This window comes from Streptomyces sp. NPDC059443 (genome assembly GCF_042750105.1).
In the GTDB taxonomy this organism is placed as follows: domain Bacteria; phylum Actinomycetota; class Actinomycetes; order Streptomycetales; family Streptomycetaceae; genus Streptomyces.
Genome location: NZ_JBHYVM010000022.1, coordinates 15,128 through 40,932 on the forward strand (window position 1 = coordinate 15,128; position 25,805 = coordinate 40,932).

General features: G+C 71.5%; 25 protein-coding genes and 1 riboswitch. Of the genes, 11 read left to right on the plus strand and 14 right to left on the minus strand.

Annotated elements, in window-relative coordinates:
* Positions 1-3: 3 nt before the first annotated feature.
* On the minus strand, positions 4-642 hold the full coding sequence (locus ACFXDJ_RS21440) for a hypothetical protein (RefSeq protein WP_384653081.1): 639 nt from the start codon (positions 640-642) through the stop codon (positions 4-6).
* A 139-nt stretch (positions 643-781) separates the two neighbouring features.
* Positions 782-1,399, minus strand: coding sequence for a phosphoribosylanthranilate isomerase (locus ACFXDJ_RS21445; RefSeq protein WP_384653079.1), 618 nt, complete (start codon positions 1,397-1,399; stop codon positions 782-784).
* A gap of 137 nt (positions 1,400-1,536) precedes the next feature.
* Between ACFXDJ_RS21445 and ACFXDJ_RS21450 the strand changes: the two genes are divergently transcribed.
* On the plus strand, positions 1,537-2,112 hold the full coding sequence (locus tag ACFXDJ_RS21450) for a Uma2 family endonuclease (RefSeq protein ID WP_384850013.1): 576 nt from the start codon (positions 1,537-1,539) through the stop codon (positions 2,110-2,112).
* Between the two features lie 160 nt (positions 2,113-2,272).
* Positions 2,273-2,950 carry a hypothetical protein gene (locus ACFXDJ_RS21455; RefSeq protein ID WP_384653075.1) on the plus strand — a complete coding sequence of 226 codons (678 nt, stop codon included), beginning with the start codon at positions 2,273-2,275 and terminating at the stop codon, positions 2,948-2,950.
* Between the two features lie 128 nt (positions 2,951-3,078).
* On the opposite strand, the gene groL is transcribed toward ACFXDJ_RS21455, so the two are convergent.
* From groL to thrC, 4 genes are all read right to left on the minus strand, one after another.
* Positions 3,079-4,701 carry a chaperonin GroEL gene (gene groL / locus ACFXDJ_RS21460; protein WP_384653073.1) on the minus strand — a complete coding sequence of 541 codons (1,623 nt, stop codon included), beginning with the start codon at positions 4,699-4,701 and terminating at the stop codon, positions 3,079-3,081.
* 350 nt (positions 4,702-5,051) lie between these two features.
* The gene (locus tag ACFXDJ_RS21465) at positions 5,052-5,258 is read right to left on the minus strand and encodes a cold-shock protein (protein WP_003967346.1); all 207 of its coding nucleotides are present in this window, start codon (positions 5,256-5,258) and stop codon (positions 5,052-5,054) included.
* A gap of 390 nt (positions 5,259-5,648) precedes the next feature.
* Positions 5,649-5,927: a MoaD/ThiS family protein gene (locus ACFXDJ_RS21470; RefSeq protein ID WP_384653071.1), complete on the minus strand. Its 279-nt coding sequence runs from the start codon at positions 5,925-5,927 to the stop codon at positions 5,649-5,651.
* Between the two features lie 35 nt (positions 5,928-5,962).
* Complete coding sequence (gene thrC, locus ACFXDJ_RS21475; RefSeq protein ID WP_384653114.1) at positions 5,963-7,300, minus strand: threonine synthase; 1,338 nt, start codon at positions 7,298-7,300, stop codon at positions 5,963-5,965.
* Positions 7,294-7,450, minus strand: a riboswitch (SAM riboswitch). It overlaps the preceding gene by 7 nt.
* A gap of 208 nt (positions 7,451-7,658) precedes the next feature.
* Here thrC and ACFXDJ_RS21480 point away from each other — a divergent pair.
* The 3 genes from ACFXDJ_RS21480 to ACFXDJ_RS21490 are packed head-to-tail and all read left to right on the plus strand — an operon-like array spanning position 7,659 to position 11,856.
* Entirely contained in the window at positions 7,659-8,609 is a 951-nt protein-coding gene (locus ACFXDJ_RS21480; RefSeq protein WP_384653070.1) for a glucosyl-3-phosphoglycerate synthase, read from the plus strand.
* Positions 8,610-8,646: 37 nt separating this feature from the next.
* The gene (locus ACFXDJ_RS21485) at positions 8,647-10,464 is read left to right on the plus strand and encodes a DUF11 domain-containing protein (RefSeq protein WP_384653068.1); all 1,818 of its coding nucleotides are present in this window, start codon (positions 8,647-8,649) and stop codon (positions 10,462-10,464) included.
* Positions 10,465-10,500: 36 nt separating this feature from the next.
* Positions 10,501-11,856 carry a trehalose-6-phosphate synthase gene (locus tag ACFXDJ_RS21490; RefSeq protein ID WP_384653066.1) on the plus strand — a complete coding sequence of 452 codons (1,356 nt, stop codon included), beginning with the start codon at positions 10,501-10,503 and terminating at the stop codon, positions 11,854-11,856.
* Positions 11,857-11,892: 36 nt separating this feature from the next.
* On the opposite strand, the gene otsB is transcribed toward ACFXDJ_RS21490, so the two are convergent.
* The 3 genes from otsB to ACFXDJ_RS21505 all read right to left on the minus strand — a co-directional run bounded on the left by otsB (position 11,893) and on the right by ACFXDJ_RS21505 (position 14,446).
* The gene (gene otsB / locus ACFXDJ_RS21495; protein ID WP_384653064.1) at positions 11,893-12,738 is read right to left on the minus strand and encodes a trehalose-phosphatase; all 846 of its coding nucleotides are present in this window, start codon (positions 12,736-12,738) and stop codon (positions 11,893-11,895) included.
* An 88-nt stretch (positions 12,739-12,826) separates the two neighbouring features.
* Positions 12,827-13,084, minus strand: a complete 258-nt coding sequence (locus ACFXDJ_RS21500; RefSeq protein WP_384653062.1) for a DUF3263 domain-containing protein — start codon at positions 13,082-13,084, stop codon at positions 12,827-12,829.
* Between the two features lie 60 nt (positions 13,085-13,144).
* On the minus strand, positions 13,145-14,446 hold the full coding sequence (locus ACFXDJ_RS21505; RefSeq protein ID WP_384653060.1) for an extracellular solute-binding protein: 1,302 nt from the start codon (positions 14,444-14,446) through the stop codon (positions 13,145-13,147).
* A 229-nt stretch (positions 14,447-14,675) separates the two neighbouring features.
* Here ACFXDJ_RS21505 and ACFXDJ_RS21510 point away from each other — a divergent pair, with 229 nt between their 5' ends.
* The 3 genes from ACFXDJ_RS21510 to ACFXDJ_RS21520 all read left to right on the plus strand — a co-directional run bounded on the left by ACFXDJ_RS21510 (position 14,676) and on the right by ACFXDJ_RS21520 (position 17,794).
* Positions 14,676-15,608, plus strand: coding sequence for an ROK family protein (locus ACFXDJ_RS21510; protein WP_384850016.1), 933 nt, complete (start codon positions 14,676-14,678; stop codon positions 15,606-15,608).
* Positions 15,608-16,777, plus strand: coding sequence for an N-acetylglucosamine-6-phosphate deacetylase (nagA, locus tag ACFXDJ_RS21515; RefSeq protein WP_384657175.1), 1,170 nt, complete (start codon positions 15,608-15,610; stop codon positions 16,775-16,777). The genes ACFXDJ_RS21510 and nagA overlap by 1 nt, the downstream gene beginning before the upstream one ends.
* A gap of 96 nt (positions 16,778-16,873) precedes the next feature.
* Positions 16,874-17,794 (plus strand): 1-phosphofructokinase family hexose kinase, encoded by a 921-nt coding sequence (locus ACFXDJ_RS21520; protein WP_384849925.1) that lies wholly within the window; start codon positions 16,874-16,876, stop codon positions 17,792-17,794.
* Between the two features lie 31 nt (positions 17,795-17,825).
* Here the strand turns inward: ACFXDJ_RS21520 and ACFXDJ_RS21525 are convergent, their stop codons facing one another.
* Together ACFXDJ_RS21525 and cdgB are read right to left on the minus strand one after the other, a co-directional pair.
* Positions 17,826-18,863, minus strand: a complete 1,038-nt coding sequence (locus ACFXDJ_RS21525) for a CBM35 domain-containing protein (protein ID WP_384849927.1) — start codon at positions 18,861-18,863, stop codon at positions 17,826-17,828.
* Between the two features lie 68 nt (positions 18,864-18,931).
* Entirely contained in the window at positions 18,932-20,650 is a 1,719-nt protein-coding gene (gene cdgB, locus ACFXDJ_RS21530) for a diguanylate cyclase CdgB (protein WP_384657182.1), read from the minus strand.
* 265 nt (positions 20,651-20,915) lie between these two features.
* On the opposite strand from cdgB, the gene ACFXDJ_RS21535 reads away from it, so the two are divergent.
* A complete protein-coding gene (locus tag ACFXDJ_RS21535; protein WP_384657185.1) occupies positions 20,916-21,521 on the plus strand; it encodes a flavin reductase family protein in 606 nt (201 codons plus the stop codon).
* Positions 21,522-21,585: 64 nt separating this feature from the next.
* Here the strand turns inward: ACFXDJ_RS21535 and arfB are convergent, their stop codons facing one another.
* Entirely contained in the window at positions 21,586-22,011 is a 426-nt protein-coding gene (arfB, locus tag ACFXDJ_RS21540; protein ID WP_330297152.1) for an alternative ribosome rescue aminoacyl-tRNA hydrolase ArfB, read from the minus strand.
* A 201-nt stretch (positions 22,012-22,212) separates the two neighbouring features.
* Between arfB and ACFXDJ_RS21545 the strand changes: the two genes are divergently transcribed.
* Together ACFXDJ_RS21545 and ACFXDJ_RS21550 are read left to right on the plus strand one after the other, a co-directional pair.
* Positions 22,213-22,788: a TerD family protein gene (locus ACFXDJ_RS21545; protein ID WP_384657188.1), complete on the plus strand. Its 576-nt coding sequence runs from the start codon at positions 22,213-22,215 to the stop codon at positions 22,786-22,788.
* A gap of 154 nt (positions 22,789-22,942) precedes the next feature.
* On the plus strand, positions 22,943-23,470 hold the full coding sequence (locus ACFXDJ_RS21550; RefSeq protein ID WP_384657191.1) for a GNAT family N-acetyltransferase: 528 nt from the start codon (positions 22,943-22,945) through the stop codon (positions 23,468-23,470).
* Positions 23,471-23,486: 16 nt separating this feature from the next.
* Here ACFXDJ_RS21550 and ACFXDJ_RS21555 read toward each other — a convergent pair whose 3' ends face one another.
* Together ACFXDJ_RS21555 and ACFXDJ_RS21560 are read right to left on the minus strand one after the other, a co-directional pair.
* Positions 23,487-24,929 (minus strand): M1 family metallopeptidase, encoded by a 1,443-nt coding sequence (locus ACFXDJ_RS21555; RefSeq protein WP_384657194.1) that lies wholly within the window; start codon positions 24,927-24,929, stop codon positions 23,487-23,489.
* Between the two features lie 32 nt (positions 24,930-24,961).
* A complete protein-coding gene (locus ACFXDJ_RS21560) occupies positions 24,962-25,501 on the minus strand; it encodes a heme-binding protein (RefSeq protein WP_384657196.1) in 540 nt (179 codons plus the stop codon).
* Between the last annotated feature and the right edge of the window lie 304 nt (positions 25,502-25,805).

Genomic DNA, 25,805 nt, shown 5'->3' on the forward strand with positions numbered 1-25,805 from the left:
TTCCTAGTAGTCGGGCCTCGGGACCACCGTGAAGGGCAGGCCGCTCGAATACGCGAAGGTGCCGGCGGGCAGGCAGTTGTCCGCCACGACCGTCCCGGTGCCGTCGCAGTGCTCCGCCTTGAGGGTGAAGAGGACGGTGCTGGTGTGCGGGCCGAGGGCCAGCGCCTTGAGCGGCGGTGAGATGGCGATCGAGTACGGGAAACCGTCGGCGTCGACGAGACCGGTACGCAGGACCCGGTCCTTCTTGTACGTGAAGCGCTCCTCATGCGGCGTACCGATGTCCTGGACGTACGTGGCGCTGACGAACTTGGAGTTGAAGTCGTCGATCGGATTGGGACGGGACGGCGTGTAGCCGGCCGGATAGACGGCCCCCTCTGCGCTGGGCGCTGTGAACCAGGCCCGTACGATCCTGACCCACTTGTCCTTCGCGTAGGTCTCGCGGCAGGTGGGCGGACCGATGATCCGCTCCTTCACGTCGTAGAACTCGTTGAGGTCGACCCCGTCGCCTCCGATGCAGTGCGGGACCTCGTGCTTCGGCTTCGGCAGCGGCGCTGCCGCGGCCGGCGCGCTCGCGGCGGCGCCGCCGAGGGCTGCCACCAGCAGGGACGGGACGACCGCGGCGAGGATCCGTGCTCGTTTCACCCGGTACCACCTTCGATGTCGGCGATTGTGACCGTCGGTCAGCCGACCACCCCGCGCGGCCCCATCCGCGGCGACACTTCCGGCAGGCGGCCGGACGGCGGAGCGAATCCACACCCCCGCGACCGCGCCGCGCCTCCGCTCAGCCCCGGGCGCCCCGCGCCGCCGCGATGAAGGCCCTGATCAGCTCCGGGGACTTCACGCCGCGCTCCCGCTCCACGCCGCTGGACACGTCCACGCCCCAGGCGCCGGTGACCTCGACCGCCTCGCGCACGTTGGCCGGGGTAAGCCCGCCCGCCAGCAGCCACCGGCCCGCGGGCGCGGTGAACTCCTTCGAAGCCCAGTTCCACGGCTTGCCGGAGCCGGGGTCGGGGGCGTCGATCAGGAGCAGGTCCTCCCCGTACTCCCCTACCGCGGCCACCGCGCGGGCCGTGGCCCGGATCAGCGTCCGGCCGGGGGCGCGCAGCTCCTCGTAGAACTCGGGGCCCTCGTCCCCGTGCAGCTGTACGGAGCCCACTGCGCTCTCCTCGGCGAAGCGCCGCACCTCGTCCACCGGCTGCCCGCGGAACACCCCGACGGTCAGCACCCCGTCCGGCACCCCGGCGACCAGCTCGCGCGCGGTGGCGGCGTCGACGGTACGGGGGCTCCCGGGCGCGAAGACGAACCCGACGGCATCGGCCCCGGCGGCCACGGCCACCTCGACGTCGTGCGCGGTCCTGAGCCCGCAGATCTTGATGAACACCTTCGTCCCGTCCGTCATGCCAGTAGTGAACCAAACCCGACCGCTCCCGGGCGATGCGTCCCATAGGCCGGGCACGGCGACCTGCCCGCCGCTAGCCTGGGACGAGGCACATATTCGGGGTACGGAACGCCATCCGGAGGATGACGGTGACCATCATGACCGAGCGGACCACACCGAGAGAGACGCCGTCGGCACCTCCGGCCTTCGAGGACCTCTTGCGCACGGTCGCGGAGATGAACACGCCAGACGGCTTCAAGGCCGAGCTCATCCGGGGGAAGATCATCGTGTCGCCGTTTTCCAAGCTGCGCTACTCCCGTCGCATGCGTCGTCTGCGCGAGCAGCTCCAGGCACACGTCCCAGAGGGGCATTTCGCGGACACCTCACCCTTCCTCTTCCGGTTCCCGGCAGCGGAGCGCGGCTACGGACCGGACCTGTACGTCGCGGACGAGGCGGCCTTCGAAGAGGACGGACAGCACGCGGACGGAGCGGCGCTGTCCCTCGTCGGAGAGTTCACGTCCGTCTCCACCAAGGACGCCGACTGGAACGAGAAGCTGGACGTGTACGGCTCGCTCGTTCCCGTCTACCTGGTCGTCGACATGCAGGACTCGGAGATCACCTGCTTCTGGGACCCGTCCCCGCACGGATACCGCTCCCGTACGACGGTGTCCTTCGGCCAGCCCCTGCACGTCCCGGAGCCGTTCGACTTCACCATCGACACCACCGGCTTCTAGACGCGCGGATCGCCCGAGGGCGGCACCCCTCCCGGAGAGGGGGGTGCCGCCCTCGGTCGTGCGCCCGGTCAACCATCCGGGTACTCCCCGGCGTGTAAGCCCCCGGAAGCAGAAGAGGGGAACGAGGGGGATGGGGATCGGGATGGGGACGGAGACGGGGATGCGTGACGGGAAGGGGCCGATGTGGGACTGGTGGTGGCGGTCCCTGGGGTCGGTGGTGGCCGCGGCCGGGGTGCCGCCGCTCGCCGCCGGGGTGGCGCTCGCGGCCGGCTGGGCGGGGGCGAGCGGGTGGCTGGGCGACGGGTGGGTGGCCTTCTTCGGGCTCTTCGCGCCCCTGGCCGGCCTCGCGCTGCACACCTACGCGCAGAGCGAGCGCGGGCACGGGGGCTCGGCCGCGGCCCTCGCCGTCCTGGCCGGGCTGCCGGCGGTCGTCGGCGTGTTCATCGCCCTGATGGGCGTGGACGACCTGGTGCTGCGGGAGCGGGGGGTCGAGGTCACCTGCGTGGTCAGGGAGGTGGTCTCCCGCGTGGAGACGGACTCCACCTTCGCCCCCGAGGGCCAGAGCGTCAGCCACACCACCAAGTACGACCACCGGCTCGACTGCCCGCCGGGCGCTCCGGCCCAGCTGACCAGGGAGCGGAAGATCGCGAAGGCCGGCGGGGAACTGCGGCTGGTCTACGACCCCCGGGGCGAGGTGGAGCCGCAGAGGCCCGGGGACCTCCACGCCTGGGGGCTGCGATTCGCGGCCCTCTTCGCGGTCGGGCTCGCGTCCCTGCTGGGTGTGCTCGGCGCCCTCGGCCGGGCGGCCTCGGAGCGTGCCGAGCTCAACGGGTGGTGACCGCGCGGGGCACACCTGGCCGCGCGGGGCCCCGTACGCACGGCGCGGTGAACGCCCGAGGGCGGCACCCCTTCGCGAAGAAGGGGTGCCGCCCTCGGTACGAGAACAGCCGATCAGCCAGGGGCCGATCAGAAGTCCATGTCACCGCCCGGCATGCCGCCGCCGGCAGCGGCGCCGGCCTTCTCGGGCTTGTCGGCGATGACGGCCTCGGTGGTGAGGAAGAGGGCCGCGATCGACGCCGCGTTCTGCAGGGCAGAGCGGGTGACCTTCGCCGGGTCGATGATGCCCTCGGCGATCATGTCGACGTACTCGCCGGTCGCGGCGTTCAGGCCGTGACCGATGGGCAGGTTGCGGACCTTCTCGACCACGACGCCACCCTCGAGACCACCGTTGACGGCGATCTGCTTGAGCGGGGCCTCAAGGGCCAGGCGCACGGCGTTGGCGCCGGTCGCCTCGTCGCCCGTGAGCTCCAGCTTGTCGAAGACCGAGGAGGCCTGGAGGAGCGCCACGCCGCCACCGGCGACGATGCCCTCTTCGACGGCCGCCTTCGCGTTGCGAACGGCGTCCTCGATGCGGTGCTTGCGCTCCTTGAGCTCGACCTCGGTCGCGGCGCCGGCCTTGATGACGGCCACGCCGCCGGCCAGCTTCGCGAGGCGCTCCTGGAGCTTCTCGCGGTCGTAGTCCGAGTCGGAGTTCTCGATCTCGGCGCGGATCTGGTTGACGCGACCCTGGACCTGGTCGGAGTCACCGGCACCGTCGACGATGGTGGTCTCGTCCTTGGTGATGACGACCTTGCGGGCGCGACCCAGCAGGTCGAGACCGGCGTTCTCCAGCTTGAGGCCGACCTCCTCGGAGATGACCGTGCCGCCCGTGAGGATGGCGATGTCACCGAGCATGGCCTTGCGGCGGTCGCCGAAGCCCGGGGCCTTGACGGCGACGGACTTGAAGGTGCCGCGGATCTTGTTGACGACCAGGGTCGACAGGGCCTCGCCCTCGACGTCCTCGGCGATGATCAGCAGCGGCTTGCCGGACTGCATGACCTTCTCCAGGAGCGGCAGCAGGTCCTTGACCGAGCCGATCTTGGAGTTGACGATCAGGATGTACGGGTCGTCGAGGGACGACTCCATGCGCTCCATGTCGGTGGCGAAGTACGCCGAGATGTAGCCCTTGTCGAAGCGCATGCCCTCGGTGAGCTCAAGCTCCAGCCCGAAGGTCTGGGACTCCTCGACGGTGATGACGCCTTCCTTGCCGACCTTGTCCATGGCCTCGGCGATGAGCTCGCCGATCTGGGTGTCAGCGGCGGAGATAGAGGCCGTAGAAGCGATCTGCTCCTTGGTCTCGACATCCTTGGCCTGCGAGAGCAGGGCAGCGGAGACGGCCTCGACGGCCTTCTCGATACCACGCTTGAGGGCCATCGGGTTCGCACCGGCGGCCACGTTGCGCAGGCCCTCGCGGACGAGCGCCTGGGCCAGAACGGTGGCGGTGGTCGTACCGTCGCCGGCGACGTCGTCCGTCTTCTTGGCGACTTCCTTGACCAGCTCGGCGCCGATCTTCTCGTACGGGTCCTCGAGCTCGATCTCCTTGGCGATGGAGACACCATCGTTGGTGATCGTGGGGGCGCCCCACTTCTTCTCAAGGACGACGTTGCGACCCTTGGGGCCAAGGGTGACCTTGACGGCGTCGGCGAGCTGGTTCATGCCTCGCTCGAGACCGCGCCGGGCCTCCTCGTTGAACGCAATGATCTTGGCCATCTGAAGTGGTCCTCCCGGACAGCGGTGGATTGCTCCCGGACCGCGCCCGCGCCCGCGACGGACGGCCTGCGTGCCCGGCGGTTTCTTCCCGCCGGACCCCGTGGGCCTCACTGACCCGGTCCTCGTTTAGGTAGCACTCTCACTAGGAGAGTGCTAACGCCAATGATTAGCACTCGGCACCCCCGAGTGCAAGCGGCTTCGGGGAACCGCCGGTGAACAACCCGGGCACCGCAAGGCCTGCGAGCACACCACGCACGAGGGGCCCGCATCCCGTGTCCAGGATGTGGGCCCCTCGTATGCATGCAGTCGTATGCAGTCGTACGCCGTGTCGGCGGTCGATCGCGCCCGGACTAGCCGACGGCGAGCTTGACCATGTCCGCCTGCGGACCCTTCTGGCCCTGCGAGATCTCGAACTCGACCCGCTGACCCTCTTCAAGGGTGCGGTACCCGTCCATCTGGATGGCGCTGTAGTGGACGAACACATCCGCACCACCGTCGACCGCGATGAAGCCGTAGCCCTTCTCCGCGTTGAACCACTTGACGGTGCCCTGAGCCATGCCTAACTCCCCTATTACTGGCCCTTGCGCAGGACCGCACTTCGCGGTCCCGGGTCAGAACTTGCGCCGGAACGCCTCGACCGGGGCTGAATGTATCCGCACCGCTGCTGTCTGCAACAGGTCATTCCGGCGAGAATTCTGGACACGGCAAAAGATTGAAATAGGGTGAAAACTCGGAATATTCCAGGGCAAGTCGGGCCGGACAAAGCACGCCAAGGACCCATACCGCGCTTGCATGTTGACTCAATGTCAACCCTTCCGCGGCCCGCTCATATGCGGCGGGCAAGAGCAGCGGTGGGGACTTCCCCAACTCTACCGCGCCCAATCAAGCAGAATTGCCCCCTCCGCTTATTAGCGGAAGGGGCAATTCAGGTTTGGCCGGCCGAAAGGTCAGCAGCCGCCCGCGACGGCGGGGATGATCGAAACGCCGGCGCCGTCCGGCGTGGACGCCTGCAGCCCGCCTTCGAAGCGCACGTCGTCGTCGTTGACGTAGACGTTGACGAAGCGGCGGAGCTTGCCCTGGTCGTCCAGGACGCGCGCGGCGATGCCCGGGTGGTTCTTCTCCAGGGACTCGATGACCTCGGCGAGGGTCGCGCCCTCGGCGGGGACCTCGGCCTTGCCGCCGGTGTAGGTGCGCAGGATGGTGGGGATGCGGACGTTGACGCTCATGGCGCTACTGCCTTTCCGGTGTGCAGGGGGAGAGATCAGGCGAGGTTGGCGGCGCGGAACGCGTCCAGGCTCGGGCGGATGGTGGCGGTCTGGCCGCCGCCGTCGGCCACGGCCTCCAGGGTCTTGAGGCCGTCACCGGTGTTCAGGATCACCGTGGTCAGCGAGGGGTCGATCTGACCGTTCTCGACGAGCTTCTTCGTCACGCCGACGGTCACGCCGCCCGCGGTCTCGGCGAAGATGCCCTCGGTCTGGGCCAGGATCTTGATGGCCTCGACGACCTGCTCGTCGTTGACGTCCTCGACGTAGCCGCCGGTGCGGCGCGCGATGTCCAGGACGTACGGGCCGTCCGCCGGGTTGCCGATGGCCAGCGACTTGGCGATGGTGTTCGGCTTCTGCGGGCGGACCACCTCGTGACCGGCCTTGAAGGCGGTCGAGACGGGCGAGCAGCCCTCGGCCTGGGCGCCGAAGATCTTGTAGGGCTTGTCCTCGACCAGGCCGAGCTTGATCAGCTCCTGGAGACCCTTGTCGATCTTCGTCAGCTGCGAGCCGGACGCGATCGGGATGACGATCTGGTCGGGCAGCTGCCAGCCGAGCTGCTCGCAGATCTCGTACGCCAGGGTCTTGGAACCCTCGCCGTAGTACGGGCGCAGGTTGACGTTGACGAAGCCCCAGCCCTCGCCCAGCGGGTCGCCGATGAGCTCGGAGCAGAAGCGGTTGACGTCGTCGTAGTTGCCCTCGATGCCGACCAGGTCGCCACCGTAGACACCGGCCATGACGACCTTGCCCTGCTCCAGGTCGTGCGGGATGAACACGCACGAGCGGAAGCCGGCACGGGCGGCCGCGGCGCCCACGGCGCCGGCCAGGTTGCCGGTGGAGGAGCAGGAGAGGGTGGTGAAGCCGAAGGCGCGGGCGGCCTCGACGGCGATGGCCACGACGCGGTCCTTGAAGGAGTGCGTCGGGTTGCCGGAGTCGTCCTTGACGTACAGCTTGCCGGTGAAGCCCAGCTCCTTGGCCAGGTTGGCCGCGTCCACGAGCTTGGTGAAGCCCGGGTTCAGGCTCGGCTTGGAGGCGACGTCCGCGGGGACGGGCAGCAGCGGCGCGTAGCGCCAGATGTTGTCCGGGCCGGCCTCGATCGCGGCGCGCAGCGCCTCCGGGTCACCGAGGGGCAGGTCGTACGCGACTTCGAGCGGTCCGAAACACTCCACGCAAGCGAAGATCGGGCCGAGCTCGAAGCGGGTGCCGCATTCCCGGCAGGAAAGGCCGGTGGCGGGACCGAGATCGACAGAGGCGCCGGGGGTGGAAGTTCCAGCGGAGGTGTCGGCAGAGGTTTCGGCAGTCTGTGCAGCCATGATGGCGAGGCCCTTTCTCCTCATCTTCCCCATGACGAACGTCGCCATGAGACGGAATTGGCACCTTCCCTAGCCGGGGACCCCGCTGAGTCGCTGCTGGAGCGATCGCGAGAACCGACTGGAGGGTTGCCGGGGCTTCAACGGGCCGTGTCCCTCTGCCCCTCTGGATGAGCGGTATGGCACCGGGCGACACGCTCTGTGGCGCGCCCGGGCGTTTGTTCGCGAGGCCCCCCGGCATGCGGTGGGCCTTTGCGTTGTTCAAGACTGTAACCGAAGCCCCGGGTGGTTGAGACAGCCGTCCGAACCGCGAGATGGATCACATATCGGTGAAAAGCACCGGCGTTCCGCCCGTGCCCCGCCGACCGACAGAGGAGTCCCGAAGGTGCTGGAAGAGGTGGAGCGCTGGCTCTCGGCCCGCTCCTGGTCCGCCGCCGACCGACCGCTCGACCAGCTGCTTTCCGCCAAACGGGCAGCCGGTACGACGGTCAGCGTGGTGCTGCCCGCGCTGAACGAGGAAGCCACCGTCGGGGCCATCGTCGAGGTGATCCGGCGCGATCTGATGGACGGGCCGGACACGCCCCTGGTCGACGAGCTGGTCGTGGTCGACTCGGGCTCCACCGACCGTACGGCGGAGGTGGCGGCCAAGGCCGGGGCCCGGGTGGTGCACCGCGACGAGATCCTGCCGGGGCTGCCGGCCCTGCCCGGAAAGGGGGAGGTGCTGTGGCGTTCGCTGCTGGCCACGAGCGGGGACGTGGTCTGCTTCGTGGACGCCGATCTGCGGGACTTCTCGTCCGTCTTCGTGTCCGGGATCGTGGGCCCGCTGCTGACGGATCCGGACGTGTGCTTCGTCAAGGCCATGTACGACCGCCCGCTGGGTGACGCTCCCGGCCAGGGCGGCAGAGTGACGGAGCTGGTAGCCCGCCCCCTGCTCAACCTGCACTGGCCGCAGCTGGCCGGTTTCGTCCAGCCGCTGGGCGGCGAGTACGCCGTGCGCCGCGACCTGCTGGAGCGGCTGCCGTTCCCCGTCGGGTACGGCGTGGAGCTGGGCCTGCTGGTGGACGCGCTGCACACGGTCGGGCTGGACGCGCTGGCCCAGGTGGACGTGGGCGTACGGCTCCACCGCCACCAGGACGGCCTGGCCCTGGGGCGGATGGCCGCGGCGATCTACCGGACGGCGCTGCTGCGGCTCTCGCGCGGGCACCTCGTACGGCCGGAGCTGACGCAGTTCGAGCGCGGCCCGGAGGGGTTCGTGCCCCACACCTACGCCGTGGACACCGAGGAGCGGCCGCCGATGCGGGACATCGAGGAGTACGCGCGGCGTCGCGTGGCGTAACCGGAGAAACCGGCACGATCAGTCTAATTTCCCTTTTATGGGGTTTATACGGTTCAGACATGCATGGGGCGCCGCGCTCGCGGCGGCCGGAGGCGCGGCCCTGCTGCTCGGCTCGCTGAGCGGGCCGGCGGCCGCGGAGGTGGTCTCCTCCTTCGAGAAGCGGTACGACGAGGCGCTCTACGGGGACTTCATCACCCTCGGCAACACGGTGATGGGCTGCCCCGAAGCGCCCCCCGCCGACGCCGCGGAGTGCGCCGAGGTCCAGCGGGGCGGCGGCACGAAGAACAACAACGACTTCGTCGCCCGCCCGATCGACGCTGCCGGGCTCGCCACGCCCACCCGTACCTCCAGCACCGGCCGGCTCACCGTGCCGGCGGGTGCCGAAGTGGCGTACGCGCGCCTGTTCTGGGGCGGCAACAACGGCGAGTACCGGCTCGGCTCGAACCTCATCAAGCGCTGCGACGTCTCCGGCGAGGACGTCGTCCCGTCCCCCGGCGAACCGCTGGGCACCCGCCCGGTCGTCAAGGTCGGCGCGGGCGCGGCCCGGCCGGTGACCCTGTCGAACATGGTCGAGGACCCGCCGCAGACGGGCGGCCCGCACTACTACACGGGCGAGTCCGACGTCACCGCCGCCTTCGCGGACGTCCCCACCGGCTCCCCGGTCACCGTCGCGGTCGGCGGCATCTGGGCCCCGCAGGGCCGCGGCTGCGTCGCCGGTTGGTCCCTGACCGTCGTGTACAAGTACCCCGGCCCGCACGAGAACGCGCCGGAGCGGCGCAACGTCTACGTCTACGGCGGCCACGTGCTCCAGCGTTCCACCAGCCCCGACACCACCGTCAAGGTCGAGGGCTTCTACCGCACGGGCGACGGCCCGGTGCGGGCGAGCGCCACCGCGTACGAGGGCGACCGGAACACCAAGGGCGACCAGTTCCGGGTGAACGGCACCAACATCGCCAACCCCGGCACCAAGGCCACCGACAACTTCTTCACCAGCTCGGCCGACGGCTCGCTGAACCCTGACCACCCCGACAACCTCAGCATCGACGCCAAGTCCTTCGACATCCCGGCGGCGGCCCTGCCGGCCGGGGCGACCTCGGCGGACCTGACGTTCCGCACGCGCGGGGACACGTACGTCATCTCGCAGTTCGCGCTGGCCGTGCCGGTGCCGGACCTGGAGGTGACCAAGACGGCCTCGCCCGCGAAGTCGGTGAAGCCGGGCGACACGGTGACGTACACGATCACCGCTAAGAACATCAGCAGCCTGGACTACCCGAACGCGAAGCTGACGGACGACCTCACGGAGCTGCTCGACGACGCGACCTTCGACGGGGCGGTGACGGCGGACCTCGGATCGCCCTCCTACGCGGCGCCGAAGGTGTCGTGGACGGGCGAGGTCCCGAAGGGGAAGACCGCGACGATCACCTACAAGGTGAAGGTCAACGACCCGGTGACGGGCGACGGGAAGCTGACGAACAACGTCGTCGCGCAGAGCGGCCGCACCAACTGCGGGGACGGTTCCAAGGACCCGGCGTGCGCACCGGTCCCGCCGGTGATCGAAACCCCGGACCCGTCGCCGTCACCGTCGCCGTCCTCGTCGCCGTCCTCGTCCCCCTCGACGGCCCCTTCCGCCTCCCCGTCGGCCTCCCCGTCCGCCACCCCCTCCACGACGCAGCAGCCGCGTCCGCTGCCGGAGACCCCGGCGCAGGGCGGCAGCGGCAGCGGCACCGGGGGCGGAAACCTGGCGAGCACGGGCTCGGACGGCCGTGAGCTCTGGCTCATGGGCAGCGCGGCCGCCACCCTGACGCTCCTCGGCGCCGTGGTCTTCGTCTCGGTTCGCCGGACACGCAGGAGCTGAAGTTTGACCGGGCGCGGGGCGGGCTAGGTTCGCCGCATGGCTTCCCAGGTGCTCGTCGCCGCGAACCGCGGCCCGCTCTCGTACGCCCTCGCCCCGGACAGCACGCTCAGTGCCCGCCGGGGCGGGGGCGGCCTCGTTTCCGGCCTCTCCGCGGCCCTCGCGGAGCAGCCGGAGGCGCTGTGGATCTGCGCGGCCCTGTCGGACGCGGACCGGGAGGCGGTACGGCGGGGCGTGGCCGAGCCGGGCGTACGGATGCTCGCGATCGATCCGGAGGTCTACGACGACGCGTACAACGGGATCGCGAACTCGGTGCTGTGGTTCCTCCACCACCACCTGTACGACATCCCGCGCGAGCCGGTCTTCGACGCGGAGTTCCGGCGGCGCTGGGACTCCTACACCGCTTACAACCGGGCCTTCGCCGAGGCCCTGGCCGAGGAGGCCGCGGAGGGGGCGGCGGTCCTGATTCAGGACTACCACCTCGCCCTGGCCCCGGGGCAGTTGCGCGAGCTGCGCCCGGACCTGCGGATCGGCCACTTCACGCACACCCCGTGGGCCTCGAAGCAGTACCTGGACCTGCTCCCGTCGGACATCCGGGAGCAGTTGCTGAGCGGAATGCTCGGCGCGGACCTGGTGGGCTTCCACACCGGGGCGTGGGCCCGGGAGTTCACGGACTCGGCGGGGGCGGCCGCGCCGGTGGCGGCGTTCCCCCTGGGGGTGGACGGGGACGAGCTGCGCGCGCTCGCGCACCGCCCGGAGGTGAACGACAAGCTGGCGGCGCTGCGGGCGGAGGTCGGCGGTCTGAAGACCATCGTCCGCGTGGACCGGACGGAGCTGTCGAAGAACATCCTGCGCGGGCTCCTGGCGTACCGGGAGCTGCTGGCCACCCACCCCGAGTGGCGGGAACGGGTGGTGCACCTGGCATCGGCCTATCCGTCCCGGCAGGACCTGGCGGTGTACCGGGCGTACACGGAGTCGGTGCGCGAGCTGGCGGCGGCGGTCAACGCGGAGTTCGGGACGGCCGGGTGGCGGCCGGTGCTGGTCTCCGTGGAGGACGACTTCGCCCGCTCCCTGGCGGCGTACCGGCTGGCGGACGTGGCGCTGGTCAACCCGGTCCGGGACGGCATGAACCTGGTGGCGAAGGAGATCCCGGTGGTCTCGGAGGCGGGCTGCGCGCTGGTCCTGTCCACGGGGGCGGGGGCGTACGAGGAGCTCCGCGGGGACGCGCTGACGGTGAATCCGTACGACGTGACGCAGACGGCCGAGGCGCTGCACACCGCCCTGTCCATGCCGGCCGCGGAGCGCGCGGACCGCACGAAGCGGCTGGCCGCGGCCGCGACGGCGCTGCCCCCGGCGCAGTGGCTCGCGGCCCAGCTGGACGCGGTGCGGGGGTGACCCGAGCCCTGCGGGGCCGTCCCCGCAGGGCAGCGGTCAGGCCAGCGCCGCGGCCAAGGCGGCCAGGAAGGCCACGACCTCCCCGGGGCCGGACAGGGTCAGGTCCGCGCGGGCGGCGAGCTCCGGGACCTCCGCCGAGCCGCTGCACACCAGCAGCCCCGGCAGGCCGTCCGCCCGGAGCTTGTCCACCGCCGAGTACGCCGCCAGGTCGCCGAGGTCGTCCCCCGCGTACAGGACGGCAGTCGCCCCGACCTCCGCGAGGTACTCCGTCAGGGCGACGCCCTTGTCCATCCCCGGCGGCCGCAGTTCGAGCACGGCCCGCCCCGGCTCGACCATCAGCCCGTGCCGGGCGGCGAGGCCCGCCAGGGGTTCCCGTAGGGCCGCGAACGCGCCTTCGGGATCCTCCGCCCGGCGGGTGTGGACGGCGAGGGCCCGGCCCTTCTCCTCGATCCACGTCCCGCGCCAGGCGCCGATCGCGTCGAGGAACCCCGGCAGCTCGGCCCGGACGGCCGCCACCCCCGGGTGCTCCGCCGGGGCGTGGACGATGCCGCTCACGGCGTCCCAGCGCTCGGCTCCGTAGTGTCCGAGGACGACCAGGTGTTCCAGTCCGGGGACCCCGGCGAAGCCCCCGTAGCGGACGGCGACTCCGGCCGGCCGGCCGGTGACGACCGCGACCGACCCGACCCGGGGGGCGAGCGCGGAGAGCGCGGCGACGGCGTCCGGGTGGGCCCGGGCCTGGTCGGGGTCGGGGACGATCTCGGCGAGGGTTCCGTCGAAGTCGAGGGCGACGACGGAGCGGCGCGGTGTGCGGAGGAGGGCTTCGAGTCCCTCGCGTCCGGCGGCGGTGACGGGCATCGGCAGGTCGTGCGGATGGCTCCCCATACGCTCGACCCTAACGGCCCCGCCGGGCCACGGCTATGCCGCGTGGAACACCGCTACTGCCTCGCTGCCGCCTGAGCTGCCGCCCGCGCTAGCGCCTGGCGCGCTGGGCTTCGCGGATGCGCCGCAGCCGGTTGACGGTGCCCGGTGCGTGCCGCAGTGCGCGCGGGTCGTCCATCAGCGCGTTGAGCAGCTGGTAGTACCGGACCGGGGGCATCCCCAGTCCTTCCCTTATGGCCCGCTCCTTGGCCCCGGGTCCGGGCCAGGTCCGGCCTTCGTAGGCGAGTACCGCCGCTTCCTCGCTGCTCAGACCGGCCGGCCCGGCCGCCGGCCGCTCCTCGTCCGTCATACGGCCAGATTAACGCCGCCCTCCGACAGCGGCCCGGCCCCGATGCGGGGTCGGCCCCACTTAGCGCGGATCCGCCTTGCGCCCCGCGTCCGCGATGTCGCCGAGCACCTTCGCCGGCTGCCCGCCCGGCCGCACGGTCGAGCCGATGTTCTTCTTGATGTCCTCGCTCACCGTCGACCAGGACTTCTTGCCCACCGGGTACAGCCGCGCGTTCGGCAGCGCGTGCAGGAACGTCTTCAGCTGCGCCGACGTGGCCCCCGTGGTGGCGTCCATCTCGCGGGAGCCGCTCGTGGTGACCGGGAGGAGGTCGTACTTCTCGGTGAAGTTGGTCTGGTTGTTGGGCTCGTACAGGAAGTCCAGGAACCGTCCGGCCTCCTTCGGGTGGCCGTTCTTGAAGGCCATCACCCAGTCGGCGACGCCCATCGTCGAGTGCTCTGCGCCGTCGGCGGTCGGCATGGGGGTCATGCCGTACTTCACGCCCTTGTCGGAGGCCTGCTTGATGAGCGTCGGGTGCCCGTTGAGCATGCCGACCTCGCCGCGCGTGAAGGAGTCGAAGGCGGCCTGCCGGTCGAGCTTGCCCGGTTCCACCGGGCCGGTCAGGCCCTGTCCGACGAGCTTGTCGCGCAGGAACTCGAAGGTCTTGACGTTGTCCGGGGAGTCGATCGAGTACTGCTCTTCGTTGTCGCTGTAACCGCCGCCGCCCGCGAGCATCCACTGCATCGTCTCGGCCTGCGCCTCCTCGCGGCCCAGGGGCAGCGCGAAGGGGGTCGGGACGCCGGCCGCCTTGAGCTTCTTGGCGGCCGCTTCCAGGTCCGCCCAGCTCTTGGGCTGCCAGGGGCCCTTCGCGTCCTTGGGGATGACCCCGGCGTCGGTGAGCAGCTTCTCGTTGTAGAACATCAGCCGCGTGCTGGCCACGAAGGGCATTCCGTACTGGACGCGCTTGACCTTGCCCGCGTCGGCGAGGGGCGCGAGGAAGTCGGCCTCCGTCTTCACGGAGAGCAGTTCGTCGGCGGAGTAGAGCTTGCCCTCGGCCGCGTAGTCGGCGTAGGCGCCGATCTGGGCGACGTCGGGGGCCTTTCCGTTCTTGACCATCTCGGCGACCTTGGCGTCCACCTCGGACCAGGAGTAGACGTCGACCTGGACCTTGATGTCGGGGTGGGTCTTCTCGAAGGCCGCCGCGAGGTCCTTCCAGTAGCCCTTGGAGGAGTTCGCCGGATTGTCTCCGTAATCGGCCGCCACGACGTGCAGGGTGACCTCGTTGTTCCCCGTGACACCCGACAGAGCTCCGCAGCCTGTCAGCGTCACGGCCGTCAGGCACAGCGCGACGCCGGACGCGGCCAGGTTCAGCTTTCGGGTCTGCACAGTTCGGGCCTTCAAAGCTCTCGTTCCACCCCAGGTCGTTCCGTACGGTTCAGATAAAGGTCTACACCACTCTCCCGGCCCGTCAACATCGGGCCCCGAACGTGCACACGTCCCTCACGAGCCCCTTGTGCACGACCAAGGTCCCGAATTTGTATGGCCGCTCAACAATCCCTACCAGTGGACTAGACCTTTCCCCTCCGAGCACGCGAGACTGTCACCCGTGAAACCCGTGAAACACGTCATCGCCCTCGATGTGGGCGGCACTGGGATGAAGGCCGCCCTCGTCGCGGCGGACGGCACCCTGCTCCACGAGGCGCGCCGCGCCACCGGCCGCGAGCGGGGCGCCGAAGCCGTCGTCGAGACGATCCAGGACTTCGCCGCCGAGCTCCTCGACCTCGGCCGCCGGCGCTTCGGCGCCTCCGCGGCCGCGGCCGGTGTCGCGGTCCCGGGCATCGTCGACGCCGAGAACGGGATCGCCGTCTACGCGGCGAACCTGGGCTGGCGCGACGTCCCGATGCGCGAGCTCCTCGGCAGACGCCTCGGCGGCATCCCGGTGGCCCTCGGCCACGACGTCCGCACGGGCGGACTCGCCGAAGGCCGCATCGGCGCGGGCCGCGGCGCCGACCGCTTCCTGTTCGTCCCCCTCGGCACCGGCATCGCCGGCGCCATCGGCATCGCCGGCCGCATCGAGGCCGGCGCGCACGGCTACGCGGGCGAGATCGGCCACATCGTGGTCCGCCCCGGCGGCCCCGCATGCGGCTGCGGCCAGCGCGGCTGCCTGGAGACCCTCGCCTCCGCCTCGGCCGTCAGCCGTGCCTGGGCGGCCGCCTCCGGCGACCCCGAGGCGGACGCCGCCGACTGCGCCAAGGCCGTCGAATCCGGCGACGCCCGCGCGCGCGAGGTCTGGCTCGCCGCCATCGGAGCGCTCGCCGACGGGCTGGTCACCGCGATCACCCTGCTGGACCCGCGCACGCTGATCATCGGTGGCGGGCTGGCCGAGGCGGGGGAAACCTTGTTCACACCACTACGGACGGCCGTGGAGGAACGCGTGACGTTCCAGCGGCTGCCCCACATCGTTCCGGCGGCCCTCGGGGACACCGCCGGATGCCTGGGCGCAGGGCTGCTCGCCTGGGATCTACTCGCCACGGAGGTACCTGCCTGATGTCCGGAAGCGCACATGTGGGCCGCAGTACCGTTCTCTCCGGCGCCGACGTGGTACTGCCCACCGGCACCGTGAAGGGCGGGCGCGTCATCGTCGACGGCGAGCGCATCGCCGGCAGCGCCCACGAGGACGCCAGCGTGGTCGACCTGTCCGGGCACTGGATCGTCCCCGGCTTCGTCGACATGCACAACCACGGCGGCGGCGGTGCCTCCTTCACCTCCGGCACGGCCGAGGACGTCCTCAAGGGCGTACGGACCCACCGCGAACACGGCACCACCACCCTGGTGGCCTCCACCGTCACCGGCGACCTCGACGAACTGGCCCGCCGCGCCGGTCTGCTCGCCGAGCTCACCCAGCAGGGCGACATCGCGGGCATCCACTTCGAGGGGCCCTTCATCAACCCCTGCCGCAAGGGCGCGCACAAGGAAGACCTCCTGCGCGACCCCGACCCGGCCGAGGTCCGCAAGCTGATCGACGCCGCGCACGGCGCCGCCCGCATGTTCACCCTGGCCACCGAGCTCCCGGGCGGCCTGGACTCCGTACGCCTGCTGGCCGAGCACGGGGTCATCGCCGCGATCGGCCACACCGACTCCACGTACGAGCAGACGCGCCAGGCCATCGACGCGGGCGCGACCGTGGCCACCCACCTCTACAACGCGATGCCGGGCATGGAACACCGCGCCCCGGGCCCGATCGCGGCGCTGCTGGAGGACGAGCGGGTCACCGTCGAGCTGATCAACGACGGCACCCACCTGCACCCGGCCATGCTGGAGCTGGCCTTCCACCACGCGGGCGCGCACCGCGTGGCGCTGATCACCGACGCGATGGACGCGGCCGGCTTCGGCGACGGGATCTACCACCTCGGCCCGCTGGAGGTCGAGGTCAAGCAGGGCGTGGCCCGCCTGGTCGAGGGCGGCTCCATCGCCGGTTCCACCCTCACCCTGGACACCGCGTTCAAGCGGTCCGTCACCCTCGACAAGCTCCCCGTCGAGTCCGTGGTCCAGGCGATCTCCGCCAACCCGGCCAGGCTGATCGGCCTCTACGACCAGGTCGGCTCGCTGGAGCCCGGCAAGTACGCGGACCTCGTCGTCCTCGACGCCGCCTTCGACGTCAAGGGCGTCATGCGGCGCGGCGAATGGATCGTCGACCCGCTCGCCGCACGGCGCTGACGGAAAGCGGTCGGCCCCGGGTACTGGGCCGACCGCTCTGGTTTTGACATGCTGTTGCCCCGTAAGAGGCGGCACACACCGAGACCGGGACCCGCCATGATCCTCACCGTGACGCTCAACACCGCGCTCGACGTCACCTACCGCGTACCGCGCCTGCACGCGCACACCTCCCACCGCGTCACCGACGTCGCCGAACGGCCGGGCGGCAAGGGCCTCAACGTCGCCCGCGTACTCGCCGCGCTCGGCCACGAGGTCACCGCGACCGGCTTCGCGGGCGGCCCCACCGGGAGCGTCGTACGCGGACTGCTCGCCGCCTCCCCCGGGGTGCGCGACGCGCTGGTCCCCTGCGCGGGCACCACCCGGCGCACCCTCGCCGTGGCCGACGAGGCCTCCGGCGACACCACGCAGTTCAACGAGCCGGGCCCGCTGATCACCTCGGCCGAGTGGTCGGTGTTCCTGGAGCGCTACGAGGCCCTGCTGGCGGACGGCGCCCGCGCGGTGGCCCTGTGCGGCAGCCTGCCCCCCGGCGTGCCCGTCGGGGCCTACGCCGTCCTCGTACGGGCCGCCCGCGCGGCCGGGGTGCCCGTGCTCCTCGACACCAGCGGCGAAGCGCTGCGCCGCGGGGTCGCCGCCCGCCCCGAGATGATCAAGCCGAACGCCGCCGAGCTCTGCGAGCTGACCGGATCCCGGGACGCGCTGCCCGCCACCCGGGACGCCCGCCGCCGGGGCGCCCACGCGGTGATCACCTCGCTCGGCCCGGCCGGACTCCTCGCCGCCACCCCCGAGGGCAGCTGGCGGGCCGCCCCGCCCCGCACCCTGGCGGGCAACCCCACCGGCGCCGGGGACTCCGCGGTCGCGGGCCTGCTCTCGGCCCTCGTCGAGGGCCTGGACTGGCCGGACCGCCTGATCCGCGCGGTCGCCCTCTCGGCGGCCACGGTCCGCGCCCCCGCGGCGGGAGAGTTCGACCCCCGCACCTACGAGGAGGTACGGGGGTCGGTGAAGGTGACGCCCGCCTAGCGCGGGACCGGCGGACCGGCGGACCGGCGGCTCAGCCCTGCTGGATCCAGAACTGGTCGATGTTGACCTGGCACTTGTTGCCCGCCTCGCACGACAGCTTGATCGTGTTGCTGCCCTGATTGAGGGTCACCTGGCCCCAGGTGGACTGCCAGCCCTTCTCCCAGTCGCCCTTGGGGGAGCCCGCGAAGTTGCGCATGTTCAGCGGCGAGCTGTTGGCCTTGCCGTTCACGGTGAGGGTGCCGTTCGCGTCCTCGCCGGGGATGCCGAACTGCACGTAGAACCGGTAGGTGCCCGCCTTGGACACGTCCAGCGTCCAGGTCACCGCCGCGCCCGGCTGGTTGAAGTTGCCGACGTACTGGCCGCCCGCGCTCTTCGCTCCCGGCACCGCGTTCTGCAGGGTCGCGCCGCCGGAGATCACCATGCCCGGACCGCCCGCGTCGCCCTTCGGCAGCTCGGCGGCCGGCGACGGGGAGCCGCTCGGCTGGCCCGAGGGCTTGACCGGGGGCGCCGACTGGCTCTGGCTGGCGTTCGCGTTGTTCTTGTTGCTGTCGGCATCGTCCTTCTTGCCGAAGACCACCGCCGCGCCGATGCCGATCGCGACCGCCGCGACCACCGCGACGGCGGCGATGAGCATGCCCTTGCGGCTGGACCCGCCGCCGTTCCCGTGACCGCCGTGACCGCCGCGGCCCTCGCCCGGCAGCGGGACGGCCTGCGTGTACTGCTGCGGGGGCTGCCCCTGCGACGGAACGCCGTAGCCGCCCGCCTGGAGCGCCTCGGGGGACTGGTACTGGGCCTGGTAGGCCGGAGGCTGCTGCGGACCCTGCTGGTAGGGAAGGGGCCCGCGCTGGCCGCCGTACGTCCGCTCACCGACCGTACGGACCTGGTTGTACGAGGTCCGGGGCACGCCGGGCTGACCGCCGACCGTGGGTCCGGGGTAGCCGTACCCGCCGCCCTGTCCGGGCGGGGTGGCCCCCGCGGCCTGGCCGTCCTCGTAGAGGTAGCCGAACGGATCGTCATCCTCGGGCTTGTTCGCCCCGTTGTTCGAGCCGTGGTTCGCGGGCGTCGTCATCGCAGGTCACTCCTTTCGACCCCGGGGAGCCTACCCCGAACAGGTGCGCCCACGGGTGGACCATGACCTCACCCGGCCCGCCGGTGGGCCTTGGACCGGGAGCGCTTCTCGATGTACATCCGCTGGTCGGCGGAGCGCAGGACCTCGTCCGCGGACATCCCGCAGCTGGCCCAGCCGATGCCGAAACTGGCTCCCACACGGACCGCGCGGCCGTCCACCCGGATCGGCGGGATGATCGCGTTGCGCAGCCGTACGGCGAGGTCGGCGGCGTCGGCCGCGCCCAGGCCGTCGGCGAGGACGACGAATTCGTCACCACCCAGCCGGGCGACGGTGTCCCCGTCCCGCACACCGGTCGTCAGGCGCCGGGCGACCTCGATCAGCACCGCGTCGCCGGTGTGGTGCCCGAACCGGTCGTTGATCGACTTGAACCCGTCGAGGTCGCAGAAGAGCACCGCGAGCCCCTTCGTACCGTCGTCTATGTCGGTCGCGGGCGCGACGGTGTGCACGTGGTGCTCGTACGGGCCCGGGCCGGCCGGACCGGGACCGCCCTGCCCGGCCGGCGTGCCGGGGCCGCCCGGCCCGCCGGGGAACTCGAAGGGGTCGGGGAAGCCGTCGGGCCGGAAGCCGTGCTCACCGGAGCCGCCGTCCGCGGCGGGCCGCGCCTCGAAGGCGGCGTCCAGGGCCTCCACGGCGGTGGCCCGCACGGACTGCGGCCGGCGGCACAGCCGGGCGCCGAGCCGGGAGCGCAGCTCGGCACTGTTGGGCAGGCCGGTCAACGAGTCGTGGCTGGCCCGGTGGGCGAGCTGGAGCTCGTGCCGCTTGCGCTCCTCGATGTCCTCGACGTGGGTCAGGAGGAACCGGGGCCCGTCGGCGGCGTCCGCGACCACCGAGTTGCGCAGCGAGACCCATACGTACGTGCCGTCGCGCCGCCCGAGCCGCAGCTCGGCCCGGCCGCCCTCGGCGGAGGTGCGCAGCAGGGTGCCGATGTCCTCGGGGTGGACCAGGTCGGAGAAGGAGTACCGGCGCAGCACGGAGGCGGGCCGCCCCAGGAGCCGGCACAGCGCGTCGTTGGTGCGCAGCAGGCGGCCGTGCTGGTCCCCGCCCATCTCGGCGATGGCCATGCCGCTGGGCGCGTACTCGAAGGCCTGGCGGAACGACTCCTCGCTCGCGCGCAGGGCCTGCTGCTCGCGCTCCAGCCGCACCAGCGCCCGCTGCATGTTCGCGCGCAGCCGGGCGTTGCTGATCGCGATCGCGGCCTGGAACGCGTACATCTGGAGCGCCTCGCGCCCCCAGGCGCCGGGCCGGCGGCCGTTGCGCGGCCGGTCCACGGAGACCACGCCGAGCAGCTCGCCGCCGGAGGCGTACATGGGGGCGTAGAGCCGGTCCTCGGGGTGCCACTCGTCCTCGAACCGCGGGTCGGGGCCCTCGGTGTGCCACTGGGGGACGTCGTCCTCCATGAGGACCCAGCCCTCGGTGTGCGGGATGAAGCGGAGCCCGTCCCAGTTCTCACCCATCGTCAGGCGGCGTTCCCAGGAGGCGCGCGAGCCGACCCGTCCGGTGATCAGGGCTTCGGCCGCGGGGTCGCCCGCGAAGGCGGCGACGACGAGGTCGCCGTCGGGGCGTACGAGGTTGACGCAGGCGAGTTCGTAGCCGAGTCCCACGACGATGCCGTCCACGACGGTCTGCAGGGTGTCAGCCAGGCTCCTGGCCGTATTGAGCTCGGCCACCACTTGGTGCAGCTGCCGCAGGGTCGCAAGACGGACGTACGGCTCCGACTCGGTCTCCATTGCTCGCTCTCCCCGAGACCTCGACAGCAACTCCAGGTTTGTCATCGGCGTTTCGTTGCGGTGTCCTGTCCACTGAATCACAGTGAGCTGTGCGGCAGGTACACAGGGTCAACAAATCTTGCCCTCTGTGACTCAAGTCACATGAGATGAATAAAGGTGTCCCGTCACGGCCCGTTCCTCTTGACCCGCCGCACGCCCGCGCCGGCTCTGGGGGCGCGCCTGGGCCTAGGCCATGGGGCGGGGGCGAGGCTCGGACCTCAGCCCGATGTGCCGCGCGGGAGGCGACAGTAGCGTCCGGAACGTGCCGAATACGAGCCCCACGACAACGCTTTCCGCCCCCGCACCCCATCCTGAGGGGGTGAGCAACGACGATTTCCGGGCCGCGATGTCCCGACTGGCCGCGGGCGTGTGCCTGATCACCGCGCACGAGCCCGCGATGGGCGGCGGCAGCCAGCGCGGCGAGGACGTCGGCATGACGGCGACCGCCTTCATGTCCGTGTCCATGGACCCGCCGCTCGTCCTGGTCAGCCTGCGCGAGGGCTCCCGGATGGACGACCTGCTGGCGGAGCAGCCGCTGTGGTCGGTGTCCGTGCTGTCCGACCGCCAGCTCCAGATCGCGAGCCGGTTCTCGATGAAGGGCCGCATCAGCGACCGCCTGCTCTTCGCGGACGTGCCCTTCGCGCGGGGCGAGATCTCCGGAGCCCCGCTCCTGTCGGAGGCGCTGGCCACCCTGGAGTGCCGTACCGAGAACCGCGTCGAGGCCGGCGACCACACCCTGGTCATCGGCCGCGTCCTGGCCGCCGCCCAGCCGTCGCCCGACGCCCCGCCGCTGACGTACTTCCGGGGGCGCTACCGCCACTTGGCGCCGTAGGGGGGCGTGGGCGGGGCTTGCGGCTGCCGCGGGGCCCGGGGGCTGGCCTGGGGGGCCCTGGGGGCTACCAGTCCCGGGCGTTGCGCCCCCGCTTCGTCTCGCCGCGGGCCTTCTTCTCGCGCAGCCGCCGCTCGTTGATCCCCCGGGGGATCTTCGTCGCCCGCCGTGCCTTCGGCGGCGGCGCCGTCGCCTCCGCCAGCAGCGAGGTCAGCCGGACCAGCGCCATCTCCCGGTTGCGGAACTGCGAGCGGTGCTCGGAGGCCCGTACCGTCACGACCCCGTCGACCAGCCGCGAGGCGAGCCGCTCCAGCGCGCGCTCCTTCCACACGTCCGGCAGCGACTTGGTCGCCGCGAGGTCGAAGAGGAGCTCCACGCGCGAGTCGGAGGTGTTCACGTGCTGGCCGCCCGGCCCCGAGGACCGCGAGAAGCGCCAGGCGAGCTCGCCCTCGGGGAGCACGACGGAACCGCGGATGACATGGGGACCAGGCATGCCCCCTATGATCCGCCCCGCGCCACTCCGCGTCACGCGCATTTCGCGGATCCGGAACCTGCGGGCCCTCTCCCGGCGTTATGGAGGGCAGCGGTAACTTGGGCAATCTCGCGGCCGAACGGCAAGCCGGTCATACGGCGGGTCGGGCCGAGCGGGACCAAGCGTGGCATCACGTGAGACTAGGAAGGGACACCAGTCACCATGGCAGTAAGCCTCTCCAAGGGCGGAAACGTCTCGCTCAGCAAGGAGGCCCCGGGCCTCGCGGCCGTCACGGTCGGCCTCGGCTGGGACGTACGCACGACGACGGGTGTCGACTTCGACCTCGACGCGTCGGCCATCGCGGTCAACCCCATGGGCAAGGTCGTCTCCGACGGCCACTTCGTCTTCTTCAACAACAAGTCCACCCCGGACCAGACCATCGTCCACACCGGTGACAACCGCACCGGCGAGGGCTCGGGCGACGACGAGTCGATCAAGGTCAACCTCGCCGGCCTCCCGGCCGACGTGGACAAGATCGTCTTCCCGGTCTCCATCTACGACGCCGAGACCCGCAGCCAGAACTTCGGCCAGGTCCGCAACGCGTACATCCGCGTCGTGAACCAGGCCGGCGGCGCCGAGATCGCCCGCTACGACCTCTCCGAGGACGCGGCGACCGAGACCGCCATGGTCTTCGGCGAGCTCTACCGCAACGGCACCGAGTGGAAGTTCCGCGCCGTGGGCCAGGGCTACGCCTCGGGCCTGACCGGCATCGCCCAGGACTTCGGCGTCAACGTCTGAGCCTCTGAAAAACGTCCGAGCCCTACGGGCCGACGGGCTACCACTTGGCCTGTCGCTTGGCCTGTCGCTTGGCCCGTCGCTTGGCTCGCGACGTCACCGCAGCTGGAGCCCCCTCCCGGCCGTCCGGGGAGGGGGCTTCGCTACCGTTCGGTAGGTGATCCTCCTCCCGCTCGCACCTGCCGAGGACGGCGCCCTACCGGGCCCGGTCCTGACCGAAATCGCCTCGCTCTACGCGACCAACCACGCGTTCTTCGAGCTCAGCGGCGATTTCCCCGACCCCGGCCGCATCACGGTCGAGCAGGTCGCGGCCTCCCTCGCCGACGAGCTCTCCCACCAGGGCGCCGAGATCCTCCTCGCCCGCTCGGCCGGCCGCCTCGTAGGCCTGGCGGCCACCCTGGCCCAACACCCCGATCCGGCCTCCGAAGACCCGGACCCGTGGATCGGCCTGCTGCTCATCGACGCCACCGCGCACCGCGAGGGCCACGGGCGCGCCGTGGCCGCTCTGGTCGAGGACCGCTTCCGGGCCGCCGGGCGCGCGGGCGTACGGATCGCCGTGCTGGACGGCAACACCCAGGGCCTCGCGTTCTGGCAGGCCCAGGGCTACGTACCCGTGCGCCACACCACCGACCGCGAGGCGGGCCGCCCGTGCACGGTCCTGCGCAAGCCGCTGCTGGGGCCGTAAAGGCGGTGCTACGGGCCTACGGGGCCTTGGGCCGCTCCGTCCCGTACAGCCAGACGTCCCAGACCTTCTTCAGGTCGTGGCCCGTCTTCTCCTGCGCGTAGGCGGTGAAGTCGGCCGTGCTCGCGTTCCCGTGCCGGTGGTCGGTGGCCCAGCCGCGCACCAGGGCGAAGAACTTCTCGTCGCCGACCTCCTGCCGGATCCGCTGGAGGACCATCGCCCCGCGCTCGTACACCGGATGGCCGGAGATCTCCTTGGCTCCGGGCGGGGAGGCCGGCGGGAAGGCGCCCCAGTCGGAGCCGGCCGCCTCGTCCACATCGGTGTCACCGTCGAGGAGGGCCTCGAACCGTTCCTGCGCGCTGGGCCCGCCGTGGTCCTCGGACCACAGCCACTCCGCGTAGGTCGCGAACCCCTCGTTGAGCCACATGTCCTTCCAGGACTTCGGGGACACCGAGTTCCCGAACCACTGGTGGGCCAGCTCGTGCAGGAGCGTCGCCTCGCCGCTCTCGCCGGTGGGCGCCCCGGAGACGACGGGCCGGGTCTGCGTCTCCAGCGCGTAGCCGAGCGTGCCCTTGGGCAGCACGATCACCCCCGTGGTGGAGAAGGGGTACGGGCCGAACTTGGCGCTGCCCCACTCCACCATCCCGGGCAGCCGCGCGAGCACGGGCGCGCTCGCCGCCGCTTCCTCGGGGGCCACCGCGTTGTAGACGGGGATCCCGGAGGCGGTCCGGCCGGTCGTCACCGCGAACTTCCCCACGGCCACGGTCGCCAGATAGCTCGCCATCGGCTCCGGGCTGTGCCAGGCGAACACCGTCCGCCCGTCGGCCCCGTCGGCGGTCTCGGTCCGGGAGCTCAACTCCCCGTTGGACACGGCCTCGTACCCCTTGGGCACGGTGACCTTGATGTCGTACGTGGCCTTGTCGCTCGGGTGGTGGTTGCCCGGGAACCAGGCCATCGACCCCACCGGCTCGCCGACGCCGACCGCGCCGTCTCCGTCCGCCGTCCGGATCCAGCCCTCCTGGGAGCCGTCGGGATCGGTGACGGGCTTGGGCACGCCGGCGTAGTCGATCTCCGTACGGAAGACCTCGCCCCTCTTCAGGTCCTTGGCGGGGCGCACGGTCAGTTCCCTGCCGGTCAGGTTGAAACGGGCCCCGGCGCCCTGCACGGTGACGTCCTCGACGTCGAGCCCGCTGAGATCGAGGTTGAAGGAGCTGAGCCCCTGCTCGGCGCGCGCCGTGATGACGGCCGTGGCGTCCAGCTTCCCGGTGCCGGGGTCGTAGTCGAGATCGAGGTCGTAGTGATCGACCTGGTAGCCGCCGTTGCCGGCCTTCGGGAAGAACGGATCGCGCAGCCCCGACGCACCCGGCCGCCCCTGCACGGTGCTGCCCGTACAGCCCGCGGTGAGGGCGAGCAGGGCGGCGACCGCGGGGGCGGCGAGACGGAAGAGGGCGCGAGAATCCACGCCCCCGACCCTACTTGCTGACCACTTACGACCTACTTGTCGAGGGAGTCGGCGCCGGCCTTGGCGAACTTCTCGTCCAGGTCGCCGCTCGGGGCGCCGGCCACGCCGATGCCCGCGACGGGGGCGCCCTTGGCCTGCACCGGGGTGCCGCCCGCGAGGAAGAGGGTGCCGGGGATGTCCTTCAGGTTCGGGGCCTGCGCGAGGCGGCCCGCGAGCACGGAGGTCGGGGCGTTCCAGGACACGGCGGTGAAGGCCTTGCGCTGCGCCGACTCGTAGGACTGCGGGCCCGCGCCGTCGCCGCGCAGGGTCACGATGGTGTTCCCGTTGCGGTCGACGACCGCAACGGTCACCTTCTGGTTCTCCTTCTCGGCGGCTTCCAGCGCGGCCTGGGCGGCGCGGGTGGCGGCGTCGATCGTGAGGTGGGTGGAGGTGGTGAAGTTCGAGTCGTTGTCCTTCTTGGCGACGGCAGCCGCCGGGGCGGGCGCGGCGGTGGCGCTGACGGCGCCGAAGGTGCCTGCGCCGAGCGCGACGGCGAGGGCGGTACCGGTGAGAACGCGGGTGCGGGTGTTCATGTGTCTGCTGCTCCTGTGAACGTCGGTCGGCGGGCGGTCCTGCCGTGTCCTGCCGTGTTCCCAGCCTCTCCCCGCCACCCCCGCCCACCCGTCCCCGTACCGGCTCCCAACGCCCACCCCACCGGTTGACCCCGAGGTCAACCGATCGGCTGATGCGGAGCGGTTCCGACGGCGGCTTTCCTGGCCCTTCCGGCGGTCCGGTGCTCGGCCCTTCCAGCCGTCCGGCGTTTGAGGACCGGGGTCCGGGGCGGAGCCCCGGGCGCGGTCAGGGCGCAGCCCTGGGAACCGTGGTTGGGGTGGTAGG